Here is an 18,530-nt window from a genome sequence, read left to right as displayed (position 1 = left end):
CGACCTAGCCCGAGCAGGCCGTCCGCTCGGCCTCCCGCCAGGCGCAGACCGGGCAGAGGGTGATTCCCTTGGTCGACTCGGGGTACTCCGTCGGCTTCCGGCACAGCACGCACTCGGCGTACGGCGGCCCCTCGGCCGCCGTCGGGCCGGTCGTCGTACGAGTCGTACCGCCGGTCGCCGCCGTCTCCGCCGTCTCGGCGCGAGCGGGTTCGCAGTACGGGTCCATGCTCGCCAGCGTACTCACTCCCGCCGGGCGGTGGCCCTGACGCTCACCGCCACCGCGAGGGCGGCGAGGACCAGAGCGCCGAGGAGGGCGAGCCACGGCATCGTGACCGTCGTGGTGCGCGATCCGGTGACCAGGCCCGTCACGGCGTGCTTCGCCGGGGAGCCGGTCGTCACGAGGGCGAGGAGCGAGCCGAGGACCAGTGCCGCCAGGGACCAGCCCCGTGAGCGCAGGAGCGGTCGGCTGGCGAGGGTGCCGACGGCGGCGCCGGTCAGGACGCAGGCCGTGGCGGCAAGGAGCCCGGAGGCGACGGCCTCCGCCGGGCCGACGCCGCGCAGGTCGGCCACCGCCGTCACGCCCAGCACCGCGACCGCCCCCGACGGTGCCGCGCACGCGACGGCGGCCAGCACCGCGGCCAGGTGCGCCCGCCGCCGCCCGGCGGCCGCCGCCACCACGTTCCGGGCGGCGACGGGTTCCTGGGTGAGGCAGATCCGTACCACCCAGGCGGTCACCGGAAGCAGCACGGCGGCCGCGTAGCCGAGGGCGCCGAGCACAGGTTCCCCGGCGCGCACGCCGACGGCGAGGAACACCGCGTAGAGGAGAAGCGGTGCGAGCCAGCGCTGGGAACGCAGCAGCAGGCCGGTCTGGTAGCGCAGCAGTGCGGTGGTCATGTCCGGGCGCCTTCGGTGCTCAGCTCGTGGATGTGCCAGGAGGCGTCGAGCAGCGCCCGCAGCAGTGCGTCGGAGTGCGTGGCGTCGACGGCGTACACCGTCGTCGTACGGTCGGATCCGGCCTCGTACGACAGTGCTCCCGGCAGCCCTTCCGGGAGCGGCCGACCGCCCGAGGCGACGATCCGCGCGCGGGGCGGCGCTGCGCCAGGCCCGTCCGCGGCCATCGCCGAACTCCGCCCAGCAGCCTGCGCGGAGGTCCGCCGTGCGGCCGGCCCGGAAGTCCGCCCGGATGCCCGCACCCCCGCCGGTGCCCCCGCCCGTACCCTCACCCGACCCCCCGCCGCCACCTCGTACTCCGCGTCGGCCTCCCCCGCCAGCCGGCGCGGGTCGTGGTCGACGAAGACCGCCGTGCCGCCGGCCGCGACCCGCTCGCGGACCGCGCGGTCGAGTGCGTGCCGGGCGGCCGTGTCCAGGCCGGTCCACGCCTCGTCCAGGACGATCAGGTCCGGGGCCGCGAGCAGGGCCTGGGCGACGGCGACCTTCTGGCTGCTGCCCTTGGAGAGTTCGGCGAGCGGGGTGTCCGCGAAGGCGCCGGCGCCGAGGCGTTCCAGCCACTCCCCCGCCCGCGCGGCCGCGTCGGCCCGGCGCAGGCCCTGGACGCGTCCGAGGTGCGTCAGATAGCCGGTCGCGGTGAAGGGCAGGGCGGCCGGGAAGCGCTCCGGTACGTACGACGTGCGCCGGGGCCGACCGGTGATCCGGCCCTCCGTGGGCGCGTCGATGCCCGCGAGGATCCGCAGCAGGGTCGACTTGCCGCTGCCGTTGGTGCCGGTGAGCCGGACGAGGGCGCCGACGGGCAGGTCGAGGTCCACCTCGCGCAGCACCCACGGCCCGCGCGGGCCGTAACGGCGCCCCACCCGCTCCAGGTTCAGTGGGACGCGGCCTTCTGCGGGGTGGCCTCGCTCGGCCGGACGATGACGAAGCCCTGGCCGTCGAGGCGGAGCTGGACGGCCTCGCCCGAGCCGCCGCGGATCATCGAGCCGACGGACTGCGAGCGGTGGAGCGAGGTCTGCAGCTGCTCGCTCCAGCCGACCACGGCGTCGGTGTCGACGCAGACCGGGGACCGGGGGGTGACCGGGATGACGATCGGGGTGCCCTCGCAGGCCAGGGCGATCTTGCCCTGGCCCGTGAAGACGCTGTTGAAGAGGCCGCCGCCGGTCATGCCGGCGCCCTTCACCGTCCTGATCTCGTACGACAGGGTGGCGTCGAAGCAGAGCACGTTCCGGCCGTTGACGGTGAGCGCGTCCCCCGGCTCCATCTCGACGATGAAGCAGTTCTGCGCCTCCTGCGCGAACCAGGCCTCGCCCTGGCCGCGCACGGCCATCAGCGCGAGACCCTCGCCCGTCACGGCGCGCTTGAGCATGCCGCCGATGCCCTGGCCCTTGCGCTCGAACTGGAGGTCGCCGCGGAAGGCGATCATCGATCCCTGGCGGGCGTGCATCTCTCCGCTGACGACGTACTTGACACATTTCGCGTTCTGCAGGCTCATTCCCGGGAACGCGGCGGTCTCGGCGAGGTGTTCGGCGGAGAAAAGGTCGCTCTTCATGGGAGGCATCCTGTCCCGGAACGAGCCGATCCGCCAAGAAGCGTCTGCGCGCGCAGTGGCAGACTTGCCCGGTGAGCAGCAACGAGACCGAGATCCACGCCGATGTCCGCGACGAGAAGCCCCAGTTCGTCCTGCCCCTCGTCGTACGCATCGAACGGGCCGAACCGCCGGCGCGTACCGACGCCCTTCAGACCGCCGCCCGCGCGGTCCTGGAGATCCTCGCCGACGAGCGCTCGACCGGGGACGGGGAGTGGGCTCGGGCGATGGCGGACTGGCAGGACGCACGGATCCGTAAGGTCGTGCGCCGGGCGCGCGGTTCGGAGTGGCGGCGCGCGGAGGCGCTCCCGGGGATCACGGTGACGGGTGAGGCGGCGGAGGTACGGGTGTTCCCGCCGATCCCGCTGGACGGCTGGCCCAAGGAGCTGGCGAAGCTCCAGGTGTCCGGCACCGAACTCGAGGACCCGGCGGGCCCCGGCGCGCCCGCCCCGGGGACGGTGACGCTCTGGCTCAACCCGCACCTGGACATGTCGGCGGGCAAGACGATGGCCCAGGCGGGGCACGCGGCGCAGCTGCTGTGGTGGGAACTGCCGGAGACGGAGCGCAAGGCCTGGCGCGAGGCAGGCTTCCCGCTCGCCGTCCGCCCGGCCACCCCGGCGCGCTGGGCGGACCTGACGACGAGCGGCCTCCCGGTGGTCCGCGACGCGGGGTTCACCGAGATCGCCCCGGGCCCCACCTTCGTCGCCGAGGGAGGCGACCGCTTCGGCGCGCACCTCCGCCTCGGCCAGGGGTGACCCGGCCGTGTTCGCGTCCTTGGGGGTCTGTTCGGTCGGCGACTGAACGCGGCCGTCCTCTCGCACGTATCTCCCGATACCGCCAAGTGGGTTGAACGACTGCCTGGTTGGCTGTTCAGTCTGCGGTGACCCACTCCGGTGACCCACACCGGCACCGAAGAGAACGCTCGGGAGACACCTTGTCGCTACGCGTCAACGGCACGGCCCTCATCATCGCGGCGCTCGTCGCCACGGTCGGTGCGCTGGCCTTCCCCGTCTGGTCCTACGCCGACCGGTCCGGAACCGGTCAGGCCAATCTGAACGTGTCGAGCGTGCCCACACAGTGGGGGCCGCTGTCCGCCACGGACCGGGACTTCCTGGTGAAGGTGCGGCTGGCCGGGCTGTGGGAGCTGCCGGCCGGCCAGCAGGCCATCCAGCGCGCGCCGAGCCGGGCGATGGTGGAGTGCGGCGACCATCTCGTGGTCGGCCACACCGACCTGGACCGGCGGGCCCGGACCGTGGCGGCGAAGCTGGGCGTGGAGCTGCCGAACCAGCCGACCGACCAGCAGCAGGGGTGGCTGCGGGAGCTGACGGCGGCGAGCGGGGAGGAGTACGAGCGGAAGTTCGCGAACCTGTTGCGCAACGCGCACGGCAAGGTGTTCGCGCTGATCGCCGAGGTCCGGCACACCACGCGCAACTCGTTGATCCGGCAGCTGGCGAGTGACGCGAACCAGACGGTGCTCGACCACATCACGATGCTGGAGGCGACCGGGATGGTCGACTTCGACGCGCTGGCGAACGAGGCGGCGGGGCGGAAGACGGCGCCGCCGACCGGGCCGCCCGTCGTTCCGTCGCCCGCGGTGCCCTCGCCCGCGCGGCCGACGGGGACGGACCAGTCGTTCACGTCGCGTCCGGCGCCTGAGGCGGGGATCGTGACGCCGCACTCGATGCCGTAGGGCCCGGCGGGGCCGCTGGGACGGTGGGGCCACGCGGCCGTGCGGCCGTGCGGCCCTGCGGCCGTGGCACCGAGAGCCCCTCCGCGCCGCCGGAACCTCAAATCAACCTCTGAACGTCCCCCTGACTGGATTCGAACGGGTTCGGCCGGGCCATCACGTGGGGGACCGAAGGAGGGGGACATGACGGAACTCGGGACGGAAGTCACGGCGGAGCACGGAACGGCACCCACAGCGGAGCACATAGCGGAACGCGGTACGGAACGCCGGACAGGACGCGGGACCGAGCTCGGCGTCGGCATCGGCTGGCGGCCGGAGATCGCGGCCGCGGTGGAGGCGCTGCCCGGTGTCGACTGGGTGGAGGTCGTCGCGGAGAACGTGTGCGCGGGCCATCTGCCCGACGCGCTGGCGCGACTGCGGGCGCGCGGCGTCACGGTCGTCCCGCACGGTGTCTCGCTGGGCCTCGGCGGCGCCGACCGACCGGACGCCGGGCGGCTCGCGGAGCTGGCGGCGACGGCGACCGCGCTCGGGGCGCCCCTGGTCTCGGAGCACATCGCCTTCGTCAGGGCCGGGGGCGCCCTGACGGCGACGCCGGTCCTCGAAGCGGGCCACCTGCTGCCCGTGCCCCGCACCTGGGACGCCCTGGACGTGCTCTGCGAGAACGTACGGATCGCCCAGGACTCCCTCCCCGTGCCGCTGGCCCTGGAGAACATCGCGGCCCTGATCGCCTGGCCCGGCGAGGAGCTGACGGAGGGTCAGTTCCTGGCGGAGCTGGTGGAGCGTACGGGGGTACGGCTCCTGATCGACGTCGCCAACCTCCACACCAACCACGTCAACCGGGGCGAGTCCCCGTCGAAGGCGCTCGCCGAGCTGCCGGTCGAGGCGATCGCGTACGTGCACGTGGCGGGCGGCCTCGCCCGTGACGGCGTCTGGCACGACACCCACGCCCACCCGGTCCCGGAGCCGGTCCTGGACATCCTGTCCGACCTGGCCTCCCGCGTCTCCCCGCCGGGGGTCCTGCTGGAGCGGGACGACAACTTCCCCCCGGCCGAGGAGCTGGCCTCGGAACTGGCCACGATCAGGGGGCGCGTGGCGGCCGGAACGAGGGCGGCCGCAGCCGGGGCGGCCCGCGCCGCCGAACGACCCACCGGAGCCGACGGCGACGTCACCGCCGGACGGCCCGCCGCGACCGACGGCGACGTCACCGCCGGACGGCCCGCCGCGACCGACGCGGACATCGCGGCCGGCGGGCACGTCTCGACCGACGGGCACCCCGTGGCCCACGCCCCCGCCCGCCCCGTCGAGACCGAGCCCACCACAGCCGCGGCCGCCACGGAGACGGCGGCCTCCGCGGCCTCCGGGCCGCCCAGGGGCGAGGGCGGGGGCGGGCTGTTGATCGGCGCGGGTGCACGTGTCTCGGGCGGGCTGATGCCGCGGTCCCGCCGCGCGCCCGCGGCGGACGACACGGCGGAGCCGGCTCACGCGCCCCCGGCGCGTCCGGCCACCGCGACGACGGCCCCGGCGCGTCCCGTCGCCGCGACGACGGCCCCGGCGCGTCCCACCTCCGCGACGACGGCCCCGGCGCCTCCGGCCACCGCGACGACGGCCCCGGCGGCGTCGCCCCGGGCCGTGACCGTCCGAGCGGCGGCCCCCGCACCGCGCGGCGACGCCGCGCGCGAGCGGGTCGCCGTGGCCGAGGCCGCGCTGCTGTCCGCGCTCGTCGCCGGGACTCCCGTGCCCGAGGGCTTCGACTCGCGGCGGATCGGGGTGCAGAGCCGCGCCCTCGTCGGCAAGCGGAGCGAGGTGGTCGCCAAGATCGCGCCCGAACTGCCCGAGATCCTCGGCGACGGCTACCGCCCCGCGTTCCGCGCCTACGCCCGGAACCGCCCCATGTCCGGCGGTTACCGCCGAGACGCCCTCGACTTCGTCGCGCACCTGCTCGTCTCCGGCGACCCCGAGGACCCGGTCGTCCGGCGCCGGCTCACCCGCTGGTGGCAGGAGCGCGCCGGCACCCGCCCGCCCGGCCTCTCCGGCCGGCTCGTCCGCGCGGCGCGTGCCGCCCGCGCCGCACTCGTACGGAGGTGACACCCCCATGAACCTGTTCGCCCTGCTCCTGTGGGCCGCCGTGATCATCGGCTCCGTCCTGCTGATCGTCCGCCTGCGCGCCGACCGCGCCGACCGCGGGGGTCACGCCCACGACCTCTGCGAGTCCGCGTTCCTCATCGGCGGCCCGCCCCGGGTCGTCGACTCCGCGCTCGCCGCCCTGCACGCCGACGGCCGGATCGCCGTCGGTGGCCCGGGCATCGTCGTCGCGCGCCCCGGCGCCGCCCCGCGCGACCACGTCGAACGTGCCGTGCTCCAGGAGCTCGCCGCCGCCCCGCACGGGGCGTTGCACGAACTGCGTCTCGCCGTGATGCGCAGCCCCGCCGTCCAGGAGATCGGCGACGGGCTCGCCGCGCGCGGACTCATGGTGGACCCCGAGGCCCGCCGCACCGGGCGGCGCGACTGCCTCGCCCTCGCGTTCGGCTCGTTCGGTCTCCTCGTCCTCTCCGTCGTCCTGTCGGTGGGCGTCGACAGCGGTTCGTACGAACTGCCCTTCGCCTTCAAGGTGGCGCCCGTCCTCTTCGTGGGCTTCCTCATCGCCCTCGTCTGCGGCGCGTACAACACCGGCCGCGCCACCCGGGGCGGCCGCCGCGCCGCCCTCGCGTACCAGCGGGAGCACGTCTACGCGCCCGACGCCGGACACCAGGTCGCGCTGCACGGGCTGCGCGCCGTACCCGACGAGGGTCTGCGCACCCAGCTGATCGCGGCGGCCCGGATGCCCCGCCCGGTCATGGTGCGCGCCGGCGGCACCACCCGGTCCTCCGGCTCGGACGCGGTCGTCCTCACCTCGCTGTACTGGTGCGCCGGGACCCCGGGCAACGGGAGCGGCTGCGGAGGCGGCGGCGGGGGCGGCGGTACGGACTCCGGTTACGGCGGCGGCAGTTGTGCGGCGAGCGCCTGCTCCGGCGGGTCCAGCGGGTCCAGCGGGTCCAGCGGGTCCAGCTGCTCCAGTTCGAGCAGCGGCGGCAGCTCCTGCTCCAGCAGCAGCAGCGGCGGTTCGAGCTGCGGAGGGGGCTCCAGCGGCTGATCGGGTTCCTTTCGCCCGACACACCCCGACGGTCCTTTACACACGTCCCGTCCGCTCCAACGATCCTGTCGTGAAAGCCCTCGTGCTGACCGGAACCGTCGGGTCGCTGCTGCTGTCCTCCCTCACCGTCGCGCCCGCGCTGGACGCCCCGCCCGCCGAGGCCGGCGGCGTCCTCGCCGCCGCCCGTCGCGCCGCCGCCGAAGGCATCCGCTTCGGCGACTGCGCGGCGGTCGAGAAGCTCCCGGCGTCAGTGCGGTGCGGCACCGTCCGGGTGCCCCTCGACTACGCGGACCCCGACGGCGCCCGGATCCCGCTCACCGTCAGCCGGATCGAGGCCTCCGGCCCGGCCGCCGACCGTCAGGGCGCGCTCGTCTTCAACCCGGGCGGTCCCGGCGCCTCGTCGACGTACTTCCCCCTGGTCGCCGAAGTCCCCGCCTGGAAAAGGATCGCCGCCGCGTACGACCTCGTCGGCTACGCCCCGCGCGGTGTCGGCCGCTCCGCGCCGGTCTCCTGCCAGGACCCCGCCGATCGACGGACGGGTCCCACCCTCGCGCCCACCCAGCCGTCCGAGGTCTTCAAGCGGGAGCGGATCGCCCGCGCGAAGACGTTCGCCCAGGGCTGCGCGACCCGCACCGGCCCGGCGCTGCGGCACTACCACTCGCTGAACAACGCCCGCGACCTGGAGGTGCTGCGCGCCGCGCTCGGCGAGCCGAGGCTGACGTACATGGGCGCCTCCTACGGCACGTACTTCGGCGCGCTGTACGCCACGCTCTTCCCGCACCGGGTGCGCCGGATGGTCTTCGACGCGCCCGTCGATCCCGCGCCGCAGAAGGTCTGGTACCTCAGCAACCTCGACCAGTCACGGGCGTTCGAGGGCCGCTGGGCAGACTTCCGCGCCTGGGTCGCCCGGCACCACGACGTGTACGGCCTCGGGACGACGGCCCAGGAGGTCCAGGAGAGTTACGAGAAGGTCCGCGCCGAACTCGCGGTGAAACCGGCCGGCGGACGTGTCGGCCCGGGCCAGTTGCACGGGGCGATGCTCCAGGCCGCGTACCACGACGGGTACTGGCCACCGCGTGCCACGGCGCTCGCCCGCTATCTGCGGGGCGACGAGAAGCCGCTGGTCGCGCAGGCGGCGCCCGACACGGAGGTCACGGCGGACACGGGCAACGCGGCGGCGGTCTACTCGGCGGTGGAGTGCAACGACGCGCCGTGGCCGGAGGACTTCGCCGTCTGGGACCGGGACAACACCCGCCTCGCGGCGGTCGCCCCCTTCGAGACCTGGGACAACGTCTGGGCCAATCTGCCCTGCGCGTACTGGAAGGCGCCCCGCCAGAAGCCGCTGGACGTGCGGACCGCTCCCGGGGTGCTGCCGCCGGTACTGATCCTGGCCGCCGAGCGGGACGCGGCGACGCCGTACGCGGGGGCGCTGGAGCTCCAGCGCAGGCTGGCGGGGGCGGCCCTGGTGACCGAGCGGGACGCCGGAACGCACGGCATCGGGGGCGGCGCGAACGCCTGCGTCAACGGGTTCCTGGAGAACTACCTGCTGACGGGGGCCGTGCCGGGCACGACCGCGTCGGACACGTCCGCGCCGGGCGCCTCGGCGCCCGACCCGTCCGCCCCCGACACCGCCGTACCCGGCACCCCCGAAAAGACGCCGGTGCGGCGCGCGTCTTGCGCGCCGCACCCGGAGCCGGACCCGGTGTCGCTGGAGCGGCGGTCGGAACTCCGTCCGCCGTCTGATCTTCCGGGTCAAGGGATGACGGCCCGGCTGGTCGCCGGGCCGTCACCGAGTCGGTAGGGCCCGCCGTCAGGCGAGGCCCGCCACCAGGTCCGCCACGGAGCGGCGGCGGCCGGTGTAGAAGGGGACCTCCTCGCGGACGTGCATCCGCGCCTCGGAAGCCCGCAGGTGGCGCATGAGGTCGACGATCCGGTGCAGTTCGTCGGCCTCGAAGGCGAGGAGCCACTCGTAGTCGCCGAGCGAGAACGAGGCGACCGTGTTGGCCCGCACGTCCGGGAAGCCGCGCGCCATCTTGCCGTGGTCCGCGAGCATCCGGCGACGGTCCTCGTCCGGCAGCAGGTACCAGTCGTAGGAGCGCACGAAGGGGTAGACGCTCACGTAGTCGCGGGGGGTCTCGTCGGCCAGGAAGGCCGGGATGTGCGACTTGTTGAACTCGGCGGGGCGGTGCAGCGCCATGTTCGACCAGACCGGCTCCAGAGCGCGGCCCAGCCGGGTGCGGCGGAAGAGGTTGTACGCCTCCTGGAGCTCGTCGCTCGTCTCGGCGTGCCACCAGATCATGACGTCGGCGTCGGCGCGCAGACCGGAGAGGTCGTACGTGCCACGGACGGTGATGTCCTTGGCGGCGAGCTGGTCGAACAGCTCCTGGACCTCGTCGGCGTAGCCGGCGCGGTCCTCGGGCAGGTTGTCGCGCAGCTTGAACACAGACCACAGGGTGTAGCGGATGACCTCGTTGAGGTCCTTCGCCTTCTTACCGGCGTTCGGGATCTTTTCGGGCGCACTCATACGCCTATTCTCGCCCGTCACGGACAGTGCCCAGCACCAGGGTGGGTGGTTTCCGACGTGGCGATGATCTCGTCCTCGATCGGGTCCCCGTTCCGGTCTCGGTTCCGGTCTCGGTTCCTGTCCCCGATCTCCTGCACGATCTCGTCGGCCGCGCGGTGGCCGGAGGCGATGCAGGCGGGGATGCCGACGCCCTCGTACACGGCTCCGGCGAGGCGCAGTCCGGGAACCTCGGCGACCGCGTCGCGGATGCGGGCGACCCGGGCGAGATGGCCGACGGGATACTGCGGGAGGCCGCCGGTCCAGCGGGTGACGGTGGTGGCGACGGGCCGGGCGGTCAGCCCGGTGGCGGCGGCGAGGTCCTTGAGAGAGGTCTCGACGAGGTCGGCGTCGTCGCGGAGGACCTGCTCCTCCTCGCCGTAGCGGCCGACGGAGGTCCGCAGGACGAAGAGGTCGGGGGCCGCGTCGGAGACCCACCGCCACTTCTGGCTGGAGAAGGTGGACGCCTTGATGGTGTGCCCGTCGACGGGCGGTACGAGGAAGCCGGAACCGGGGAGTTCGCGCACGTCCTGACGCCGGAAGGCGAGGGTGACGAGCGCCATCGAGGCGTACTCGACCCCGGCCAGCTCCCCGGCGGCCGCCGGGACCTCCCGGCCGAGCAGCTCGGCGGCGGCCCAGGCGGGCGCGGCGACGACGACCGCGTCGGCGCGGAACTCCCGGTCCGCGGCGACGACCCGCCACTCGGTCCGGGCCTGGGCGGTCCCGTCGTGGGCGGTCCCGTCGTGGGCGGTCCGGGCCTGGGCGGTCCCGTCGTGGGCGGTCCCGTCGGCGGCGCTCGCCACGGACACGCGCCGGACGTCCGTCACCGGCATGAGGGTGAGGATCTCGCCACCGGCCGCGCGGACCGCCGTGGCGACGGCCTCGGGGAGGGTGCCGATGCCGCCCTCGATGCCGGCGAAGGCGGAGCCGCCGAGGCCGGTCGCGGCGCCCGCCGCGTCGGACGGGGTCGCGGCGCCCGCGCGCTGGACGGCGTGCACGGCGTCCGTGAGCGTCGGGTGTCGGCGCGCGGCGGCGAAGAGCGCGGGGACGGCGGCGCGCAGGGAGATGCGGTAGGCGTCACCGGCGTACACCCCGCCGAGCAGCGGCTCCACCAGCCGGTCGACGACCTCGTGGCCCATCCGCTCGGCGACGTACGCGCCGATGGCGATGTCCTCGCCGATCTCGGCGGGGGGCAGCTCGCGGTCGCGCTCGACCCGGCGCAGGCCCTCCTCGGAGAGCAGCCCGGTGAGGGCCGCCGCGTCGCCGGGAACGCCCATGACGTGGCCCTTGGGCATCGGGCGGAGCGTGCCCCGGCTCCAGACCGACGCCGTGGTCGTGGCGGGCGGGCGGAGCCGGTCCCCGAGCCCCACGGCGCGGGTGAGTGCGAGCGCCTCCGGGCGTCGGGCGAGCAGGGACTCGGCGCCGAGGTCGACGGGGGCGCCGGCGATCTCGCCCGCGAGCAGCTTGCCGCCGACCCGGTCGCCGCCTTCGAGCAACGTCACCCGCAGTCCGGCCGAGACCAGTCGGTGGGCGGCCGCGAGCCCGGCGATCCCCCCTCCGACGACGACCACGTGCGCCCGCGCCCTGCTGTCCCTGGTGTCCGCGTTCATGGCTCCACTCTCTCAAACCCGTTCCGAGGCCAGAACGTGACCGCTTCGCTACCGGGCGAGGGCAACCCGGGAGGCCGCCCCGCACGTCGAACCGGCATCAGGCATCACCATCCCGAGGGGGGATCCCGTGCGAGGAGCGCGAAGAGCGGCCGTGGCGTTGCTGACGGTCTCGCTGGCGCTGACCGGCTGCGCCGGCGGCGCGTCCGACAGCGGCGCCGACCGGCAGGGCATGAACGCCGCCAAGCCGGCCGAGGGCGCCGAAGGGGCGGCGGACCAGGGGTACGAGGCGGACAAGGGGGCCGGCGGCGGCGCGGCGGAGGCGAAGAAGCCCTCCGCGGCCCCGGCGCAGCAGCACGTCATCCGTACGGCCGAGCTGGCCGTCGAGGTCGAGGACGCGACGAAGGCGCTGGCCACGGCCCGCAGGGTCACCGAGGACGCGGGTGGCCATGTCGCCACCGAGTCGACCGAGCGGATCGACGACACGCACGTGACCTCACGGATCGTGCTGCGGGTGCCGCAGGGCTCGTACGCGTCGGTGCTCGCCGAGCTCGCCGGCGCCGGGAAGCTGCTCTCCCGGACGGCGGACGCCAAGGACGTCACCGAGCAGGTGGTGGACGTGGAGAGCCGGATCGCGACACAGCGGGCGAGCGTCGACCGGGTCCGCAAGCTGATGGACCGCGCGACCCGGCTGAGCGACGTGGTCACCCTGGAGGGCGAGCTGAGCCGCCGTCAGGCCGACCTGGAGTCGCTGCTGGCGCAGCAGGCCTCGCTGAAGGACCGTACGTCGATGGCGACGATCACCCTCGGCCTCACCGAGAAGGAGGCGGCGAAGCCGGCGGAGTCCGAGGACCGGCCGGGCCTCCTGGACGCCCTCGGGGGCGGCTGGGACGCGCTGGTGGCGTCGCTGGCCTGGGTCGGGATCGTGCTGGCGGCGCTGGCGCCGTGGCTCGCGGTGGCCCTCGTCTGCCACCTGGTGTGGCGTCACCTGGTCCGGCCCCGGCGCGCGGCACGCCGCCTCGCCGCGGAGCGGGATCCCGCGACGAACGGTCTGCCGGCCTTCCCCACCGCGAGAACGCCCCAGACCGCCCAGGCCGCACCGACCGCACCGACCGCACCAGCCTCCCCGGCCTCCCCCACATCCCCACCCTCCCCGGCCTCCCCCACATCCCCGGCCGGGCCCGGCACATCGCAGGAGTGACGGACTGAACGGCCGGGCCGACGTAGCGTGTTCGTATGAGCGAACGACTGGTGGTCATCGGCGGGGACGCGGCGGGCATGTCCGCCGCGTCGCAGGCGCGCAGGCTCAAGGGCCCCGAGGAACTGGAGATCGTCGCCTTCGAGCGCGGTCACTTCACCTCGTTCTCGGCCTGCGGCATCCCGTACTGGGTCGGCGGCGCCGTCTCCGAGCGCGACGAGCTGATCGCGCGTACCCCGGAGGAACACCGGGAGCGGGACATCGACCTGCGGATGCGCACGGAGGTCGTCGAGCTCGACGTGCATGGGCGGCGGGTGCGGACGCGGGACCTGGAGTCGGGCGACGAAGGGTGGACGGAGTTCGACAAGCTGGTGATCGCGACCGGCGCGCGGCCGATGCGGCCGCCGCTGCCGGGGATCGACGCGCCGGGGGTGCACGGGGTGCAGACCCTGGACGACGGGCAGGCGCTGCTCGACTCCCTGGCGCGTACGGAGGGCCGGCGGGCCGTGGTCGTGGGCGCCGGGTACATCGGCGTGGAGATGGCAGAGGCGCTGCTGAACCGGGGCTACGAGGTGACGGTCCTCAACCGGGGCGAGCAGCCGATGGCGACGCTCGACCCGGACATGGGACGCCTGGTCCACGAGGCGATGGACGGCCTCGGGATCACGACGGTCGGCTCCGCGCCGGTCACCAAGATCCTCACGGGTGACGACGGCAGGGTCCGGGCGGTCGCCACGGACGACGCCGTGTATCCGGCGGACGTCGTCATCCTCGGGATGGGCGTCGTACCGGAGACGGAGCTCGCCGCCAAGGCCGGGCTTCCGCTGGGCACGCACGGCGGACTGCTCACCGACCTCGCGATGCGGGTGCGGGGCCACGAGAACATCTGGGCGGGCGGCGACTGTGTCGAGGTGCTCGACCTGGTCTCGGGCCGCGAGCGGCACATCGCCCTCGGCACGCACGCCAACAAGCACGGTCAGATCATCGGCGCGAACGTGGGCGGCGGATACGCCACGTTCCCGGGCGTCGTGGGCACGGCGGTGTCGAAGGTGTGCGACCTGGAGATCGCGCGCACGGGGCTGCGCGAGAAGGAGGCCCGGGAGGTGGGGCTCCGCTACGTCACGGTGACCATCGAGTCGACCAGCCGGGCCGGCTACTACCCGGGCACGGCCCCGATGACGGTGAAGATGCTCGCGGAGCGCCGTACGGGCCGGCTGCTCGGGGTGCAGATCGTGGGCCGCGAGGGGGCAGCCAAGCGGGTGGACATCGCGGCGGTGGCGCTGACGGCTGGGATGACGGTGGAGCAGGTGGCAGCGCTCGACCTGGGCTACGCGCCCCCGTTCTCCCCCGTGTGGGACCCGGTGCTGGTCGCGGCGCGGAAGGCGGTGGCGGCGGTCCGGGAGACTGGCTGAGGCGTACGGCTCGCGTGGACGCGCGGAAGGGGCCTCCCCGATCGGGGAGGCCCCTTCCGGGCGTACGGGACGTCAGACGGCGGCGGTCCTGGTGTGGACGTACTCGACCAGGCGCGTCAGGGCGTCCGGGTTCGTCGTCGGCAGCACGCCGTGACCCAGGTTGAAGACGTGCCCCTCAAGGCCCTCGGCCGCGGCCAGGACCTCGTCCGTCTTGGCCTCGACGGCCTCGGGAGTGGAGAACAGCACGGCCGGGTCCAGGTTGCCCTGGAGCGCCTTGCCGGGGCCGACGCGCCGGGCGGCCTCGTCCATCGGGACGCGCCAGTCGACGCCGACCACGTCGGCGCCCGCCTCGCCCATGAGGCCGAGCAGCTCGCCCGTACCGACGCCGAAGTGGATGCGCGGCACACCGTAGGACGCGACCGCGTCGAAGACCTTGACGGAGGCGGGCATCACCGAGCGGCGGTAGTCGGCCGGGGCGAGGGCGCCCACCCAGGAGTCGAAGAGCTGGACGGCCGAGGCGCCGGCCTCGATCTGCACCTTGAGGAAGGCCGAGGTGATCTCGGCGAGACGGTCGAGCAGGTCGGCCCACAGCTGCGGGTCGCCGTACATCAGCGCCTTGGTGTGCTCGTGGTTGCGGGACGGGCCGCCCTCGACGAGGTAGCTCGCGAGGGTGAAAGGCGCGCCGGCGAAACCGATGAGCGGGGTGGAGCCCAGCTCGCCGGTGAGCATCCCGATGGCCTCGGTGACGTAGTGGACGTCCTCGGGGGTCAGGTCGCGGAGCCGGTCGAGGTCGGCGCGGGTGCGGATCGGATCGGCGACGACCGGTCCGACGCCCGGCTTGATGTCGAGGTCGATGCCGATGGCCTTGAGCGGGACCACGATGTCGCTGAAGTAGATCGCCGCGTCCACCTTGTGGCGGCGCACGGGCTGCAGCGTGATCTCGGTGACCAGCTCGGGCCGCATGCAGGACTCGAGCATCGGGATGCCCTCGCGGACCTTCAGGTACTCGGGCAGCGAGCGCCCCGCCTGGCGCATGAACCAGACCGGCGTGTGCGGCACGGGCTCACGCCGGCAGGCCTTCAGGAAGGCGGAGTCGTACGTCTGCGGCTGGTGCTTCGTCTGCTGGCCCTCGGGGCGGTCAATGGCGCTCACGCCCAGAATCTTCGCATGCACGCGGAAGCCACCCGCCCGGGGCGGGGTGTCCCTCCCTGCGCGAGGCCCCCGTTCCGCCTACTCTTCCCCGCATGGCTGCGGCTCAGGGACATTTTTCCGATCATTCCGACGGTGACGGAGGTACGGACGACACGGAGGCCAACGCGGTGCCACCCGCCTTCACGAGGGCGGTCGACGCCCTGAAGGCGGCTCGGCTGCGGCCGGAGCTGGAGATCGACCCGACCAGGCCACCGCAGCGCCTGGCCCCGTACGCGTACGCGCTGGAGGCGGCCGTCGTCGAAGGCGAGGACGATCTGGCCGACGGCCGGCTCGTACTGCTGCACGACCCGGCGGGGCACGACGCCTGGAAGGGTACGTTCCGGCTGGTGACGCTCGTACGGGCGGAGCTGGAGCCCGAGATGGCCGCGGACCCGCTGCTGCCGGAGGTCTGCTGGTCGTGGCTGACCGGAGCGCTGGAGGCGCGCGGCCTTGACTACGGGGAGGCGAGCGGGACGGTCACCCAGGCGGGTTCGTACTACTTCGGCGGTCTGGCGGAGCGGCGCCCGGCGACCCAGATCGAGATCCGGGCCTCGTGGACCCCGCAGGAGGCCGTCGGCGGCGTGCCGGACACCGGGGCGCATCTGGCTGCCTGGTGCGACCTCCTCTGCCAGATCGCGGGCCTGCCGCCGTCGACGCCCGACCCGGGGGCGGGGACGACCACGGGCGGCGGCGTCGTCTCACTCCCGCAGCGCAGGGGCCCGCAGCAGCCGTAGGCGGGCCCGGTGGGGGCGCCCGGACGGAGGCTCATGGGCCGCCCGGCGGGAGCCTCCGGGGGCCGCCCGGGCGGAGGCTCACTCGTAGGATGATCGATCACGCGTCCGAATTGCCCGAATTGTTACTCACCAAATCGTGATCTTTCCCTAAAGGCGGGCGGCAGAGCTGCCGAAGAGGTCAATGACCCCTTCACCGCACGGGTTCGCCCCCGGCTTCTTCCCCGAGCCGGCTCCGTCCCGCATCTCCCCAGGAGGCCGTGTGTCCGTTCTCCTCGAGCAGCCCGCAAGCCTGGTCGCCTATCGCCCGAACAAGCCGACCGCCATGGTCGTCGTGGCCGACCCGCGCGTCCGCTCCACCGTCACCCGCCACCTGTGGGCCCTCGGCGTACGCGACGTCATCGAGGCGTCGTCCATCGCGGAGGCCCGTCCTCGCGTCGGCAACCCCCGCGACATCTGCGTGGCCGACGTCCACCTTCCCGACGGCAGCGGCCTCACGCTGCTGTCCGAGACCCGCGCGGCGGGCTGGCCGAACGGCCTGGCCCTTTCGGCGGCCGACGACATCGGCGCGGTGCGCAACGCGCTGGCCGGTGGCGTCAAGGGCTATGTCGTCACCGGTACGCGGACCAACATCGGGCACCCCACCCGCCCCGGCGCCGCCCCCATCGGCGCCGCGGCAGCCCGTCTCGGCCACCGCCGCCCCCCGGGTGCTCCGAGCCACCCGGGCGGCTACCGCGAGCTCTCCGGCCGTGAGGTCGAGGTGCTCCGGCTGGTGGCCGAAGGCCAGTCGAACAAGGCGATCGGCGTGTCCATGGGCCTGTCCGCCCTGACCGTGAAGAGCCACCTCGCCCGGATCGCCCGCAAGCTGGGCACCGGGGACCGGGCCGGCATGGTCGCGGTGGCGCTGCGCACCGGGATCATCCACTGAGTCGACCGGATCCACCGAGCCCCTGGACTCCTCGGACAGAGCACCCGAGCGGTTGACGAAACATCGGCGCCTGTCGACGGAACGTTCCGTCGACAGGCGCTTGCCGTTCACAGATACCCTTGACACGTGACCGACGCCCAAGAGACCGCAGCAGACACAGCACTGCGAACCACCGGGGGCGCTCCCCCGGACGACGACGTCCCTGCGAACGGGCTGCCGATCCCCTTGCTGGAGCCCCGCGAGGGCATGCCGCCCGTCGTGGCGACCGACGAGGCGCTCGCCGAGGTGATCGCCGCGTTCGCCGCGGGCCGCGGGCCCGTCGCCGTGGACGCCGAGCGCGCCTCGGGCTACCGCTACGGCCAGCGCGCCTATCTCGTGCAGCTCCGCCGCGAGGGCGCGGGCACCGCGCTCGTCGACCCGGTGGGCTGCCCCGATCTGTCCGGCCTCGGCGAGGCGCTGGCGGGGACCGAGTGGATCCTGCACGCCGCGACCCAGGACCTGCCGTGCCTGCGGGACATAGGCATGGTGCCGAGCCGGCTCTTCGACACCGAGCTGGCCGGCCGGCTCGCGGGCTTCCCGAGGGTCGGTCTCGGAGCGATGGTCGAGTCCGTCCTCGGGTACGCCCTGGAGAAGGGGCACTCCGCGGTGGACTGGTCCACCCGCCCGCTGCCCGAGCCCTGGCTCCGGTACGCCGCGCTGGACGTCGAGCTGCTCGTCGACCTGCGTGACGCGCTGGAGAAGGAGCTCGACCGGCAGGGCAAGCTGGAGTGGGCGCTGCAGGAGTTCGACGCGATCGCCTCGGCCCCGCCCGCCCCGCCGCGCAAGGACCCCTGGCGCCGTACGTCCGGCATGCACAAGGTCCGTCGCCGCCGTCAGATGGCGGTGGTACGGGAGCTGTGGACGGCCCGCGACAAGGTGGCGCAGCGGCGTGACGTGTCGCCGGGCAAGGTGCTGAGCGACGCGGCGATCGTGGAGGCCGCGCTGGCGGTGCCGGCGAACGTCGCGGCGCTGACGGCGCTGCCGGGATTCGGGCACCGCATGGGCCGGCGTCAGCTGGAGCAGTGGCAGTCGGCCGTGGACCGGGCGAGGGCCCTGGCGGACAGCGAGCTCCCGCAGCCCGGCCAGCAGGTCGCGGGACCGCCCCCGCCGCGCGCGTGGGCGGACAAGGACCCGGCAGCCGCGGCCCGTCTCTCGGCGGCCCGCACGGCGATCTCGGCCCTCGCGGAGGAGCTGAACCTCCCCCAGGAGAACCTGATCACTCCCGACACGGTCCGCCGCGTCTGCTGGGAACCGCCGACCCCGCCCACCCCGGACACGGTGTCCGCGGCCCTCGCGGGCTACGGCGCCCGCCCCTGGCAGGTGGACCTGGTGACCCCCCTCCTGACAACGGCCCTGACGACCCAGGCGGCGTAACCGGACTTCCGCCCCGGGCGCCCCCGCCGCGCGTCCGCGCGCCGTGCCCCGCCACGCCCACCCCTCGCCCCCGCGCATCCGCCGGGGGCGTCGGCGTACCCTCCGCCAGTGTGACCTTCACCGCTCCGGCCCAGGGGGGT

At 74.4% G+C, this 18,530-nt stretch carries 17 protein-coding genes; 10 read left to right on the top strand and 7 right to left on the bottom strand.

All coding sequences use genetic code 11. The annotated features are described in order from the left end of the window. Positions 1-4 precede the first annotated feature (4 nt). The 4 genes from ACIPPS_RS31325 to ACIPPS_RS31310 are packed head-to-tail and all read right to left on the bottom strand — an operon-like array spanning position 5 to position 2,497. Positions 5-226, bottom strand: a complete 222-nt coding sequence (locus ACIPPS_RS31325) for a hypothetical protein (protein WP_401439148.1) — start codon at positions 224-226, stop codon at positions 5-7. Positions 227-240: 14 nt separating this feature from the next. Beyond that, positions 241-894 (bottom strand): ABC transporter, encoded by a 654-nt coding sequence (locus ACIPPS_RS31320; protein ID WP_401439146.1) that lies wholly within the window; start codon positions 892-894, stop codon positions 241-243. Then, positions 891-1,823 (bottom strand): ATP-binding cassette domain-containing protein, encoded by a 933-nt coding sequence (locus ACIPPS_RS31315; RefSeq protein ID WP_401439263.1) that lies wholly within the window; start codon positions 1,821-1,823, stop codon positions 891-893. Before ACIPPS_RS31315 ends, ACIPPS_RS31320 begins: the two co-directional genes overlap by 4 nt. After that, positions 1,820-2,497: an AIM24 family protein gene (locus tag ACIPPS_RS31310; RefSeq protein WP_401439143.1), complete on the bottom strand. Its 678-nt coding sequence runs from the start codon at positions 2,495-2,497 to the stop codon at positions 1,820-1,822. The genes ACIPPS_RS31315 and ACIPPS_RS31310 overlap by 4 nt, the downstream gene beginning before the upstream one ends. Before the next feature lie 71 nt (positions 2,498-2,568). On the opposite strand from ACIPPS_RS31310, the gene ACIPPS_RS31305 reads away from it, so the two are divergent. The 5 genes from ACIPPS_RS31305 (at position 2,569) to ACIPPS_RS31285 (ending at position 9,151) form a co-directional block, all read left to right on the top strand. Then, a complete protein-coding gene (locus tag ACIPPS_RS31305; RefSeq protein WP_401439141.1) occupies positions 2,569-3,288 on the top strand; it encodes a peptidyl-tRNA hydrolase in 720 nt (239 codons plus the stop codon). A 179-nt stretch (positions 3,289-3,467) separates the two neighbouring features. After that, positions 3,468-4,223, top strand: a complete 756-nt coding sequence (locus tag ACIPPS_RS31300; protein ID WP_401439139.1) for a DUF4142 domain-containing protein — start codon at positions 3,468-3,470, stop codon at positions 4,221-4,223. A 180-nt stretch (positions 4,224-4,403) separates the two neighbouring features. Further along, entirely contained in the window at positions 4,404-6,305 is a 1,902-nt protein-coding gene (locus ACIPPS_RS31295; RefSeq protein ID WP_401439137.1) for a DUF692 domain-containing protein, read from the top strand. Between the two features lie 7 nt (positions 6,306-6,312). Further along, positions 6,313-7,350: a TIGR04222 domain-containing membrane protein gene (locus ACIPPS_RS31290; RefSeq protein WP_401439135.1), complete on the top strand. Its 1,038-nt coding sequence runs from the start codon at positions 6,313-6,315 to the stop codon at positions 7,348-7,350. 70 nt (positions 7,351-7,420) lie between these two features. Continuing rightward, positions 7,421-9,151 (top strand): alpha/beta hydrolase, encoded by a 1,731-nt coding sequence (locus ACIPPS_RS31285; protein WP_401439133.1) that lies wholly within the window; start codon positions 7,421-7,423, stop codon positions 9,149-9,151. Positions 9,152-9,160: 9 nt separating this feature from the next. Here the strand turns inward: ACIPPS_RS31285 and hemQ are convergent, their stop codons facing one another. Further along, positions 9,161-9,874, bottom strand: coding sequence for a hydrogen peroxide-dependent heme synthase (gene hemQ / locus ACIPPS_RS31280; RefSeq protein WP_401439130.1), 714 nt, complete (start codon positions 9,872-9,874; stop codon positions 9,161-9,163). 17 nt (positions 9,875-9,891) lie between these two features. After that, positions 9,892-11,520 (bottom strand): protoporphyrinogen oxidase, encoded by a 1,629-nt coding sequence (hemG, locus tag ACIPPS_RS31275; protein WP_401439128.1) that lies wholly within the window; start codon positions 11,518-11,520, stop codon positions 9,892-9,894. Positions 11,521-11,671: 151 nt separating this feature from the next. On the opposite strand from hemG, the gene ACIPPS_RS31270 reads away from it, so the two are divergent. Together ACIPPS_RS31270 and ACIPPS_RS31265 are read left to right on the top strand one after the other, a co-directional pair. Then, positions 11,672-12,718 (top strand): DUF4349 domain-containing protein, encoded by a 1,047-nt coding sequence (locus ACIPPS_RS31270; protein ID WP_401439125.1) that lies wholly within the window; start codon positions 11,672-11,674, stop codon positions 12,716-12,718. A gap of 35 nt (positions 12,719-12,753) precedes the next feature. Then, a complete protein-coding gene (locus tag ACIPPS_RS31265) occupies positions 12,754-14,127 on the top strand; it encodes an FAD-dependent oxidoreductase (protein ID WP_401439123.1) in 1,374 nt (457 codons plus the stop codon). Between the two features lie 72 nt (positions 14,128-14,199). On the opposite strand, the gene hemE is transcribed toward ACIPPS_RS31265, so the two are convergent. After that, entirely contained in the window at positions 14,200-15,279 is a 1,080-nt protein-coding gene (gene hemE / locus ACIPPS_RS31260; RefSeq protein ID WP_401439120.1) for a uroporphyrinogen decarboxylase, read from the bottom strand. Between the two features lie 92 nt (positions 15,280-15,371). Here hemE and ACIPPS_RS31255 point away from each other — a divergent pair, with 92 nt between their 5' ends. The 3 genes from ACIPPS_RS31255 to ACIPPS_RS31245 all read left to right on the top strand — a co-directional run bounded on the left by ACIPPS_RS31255 (position 15,372) and on the right by ACIPPS_RS31245 (position 18,390). Beyond that, positions 15,372-16,052: a DUF3000 domain-containing protein gene (locus ACIPPS_RS31255; protein ID WP_401439117.1), complete on the top strand. Its 681-nt coding sequence runs from the start codon at positions 15,372-15,374 to the stop codon at positions 16,050-16,052. A gap of 259 nt (positions 16,053-16,311) precedes the next feature. Continuing rightward, entirely contained in the window at positions 16,312-16,977 is a 666-nt protein-coding gene (locus tag ACIPPS_RS31250; protein WP_015037008.1) for a response regulator transcription factor, read from the top strand. A 126-nt stretch (positions 16,978-17,103) separates the two neighbouring features. Further along, positions 17,104-18,390, top strand: a complete 1,287-nt coding sequence (locus ACIPPS_RS31245; protein WP_401439115.1) for an HRDC domain-containing protein — start codon at positions 17,104-17,106, stop codon at positions 18,388-18,390. The last annotated feature ends 140 nt before the right edge of the window (positions 18,391-18,530 follow it).

Source organism: Streptomyces sp. NPDC090127, from assembly GCF_044746945.1.
GTDB lineage: Bacteria > Actinomycetota > Actinomycetes > Streptomycetales > Streptomycetaceae > Streptomyces.
This window is presented reverse-complemented; position numbering and strand designations above follow the sequence as displayed.

Excerpts from the sequence above, each read along its gene's own strand:
- ACIPPS_RS31325 (WP_401439148.1), bottom strand. The coding sequence starts at position 226 with ATGGACCCGTACTGCGAACCCGCTCGCGCCGAGACGGCGGAGACGGCG.
- ACIPPS_RS31320 (WP_401439146.1), bottom strand. The coding sequence starts at position 894 with ATGACCACCGCACTGCTGCGCTACCAGACCGGCCTGCTGCTGCGTTCC.
- ACIPPS_RS31255 (WP_401439117.1), top strand. The coding sequence starts at position 15,372 with ATGGCTGCGGCTCAGGGACATTTTTCCGATCATTCCGACGGTGACGGA.
- ACIPPS_RS31310 (WP_401439143.1), bottom strand. The coding sequence starts at position 2,497 with ATGAAGAGCGACCTTTTCTCCGCCGAACACCTCGCCGAGACCGCCGCG.
- ACIPPS_RS31265 (WP_401439123.1), top strand. The coding sequence starts at position 12,754 with ATGAGCGAACGACTGGTGGTCATCGGCGGGGACGCGGCGGGCATGTCC.
- ACIPPS_RS31290 (WP_401439135.1), top strand. The coding sequence starts at position 6,313 with ATGAACCTGTTCGCCCTGCTCCTGTGGGCCGCCGTGATCATCGGCTCC.
- hemQ (WP_401439130.1), bottom strand. The coding sequence starts at position 9,874 with ATGAGTGCGCCCGAAAAGATCCCGAACGCCGGTAAGAAGGCGAAGGAC.
- ACIPPS_RS31295 (WP_401439137.1), top strand. The coding sequence starts at position 4,404 with ATGACGGAACTCGGGACGGAAGTCACGGCGGAGCACGGAACGGCACCC.
- hemG (WP_401439128.1), bottom strand. The coding sequence starts at position 11,520 with ATGAACGCGGACACCAGGGACAGCAGGGCGCGGGCGCACGTGGTCGTC.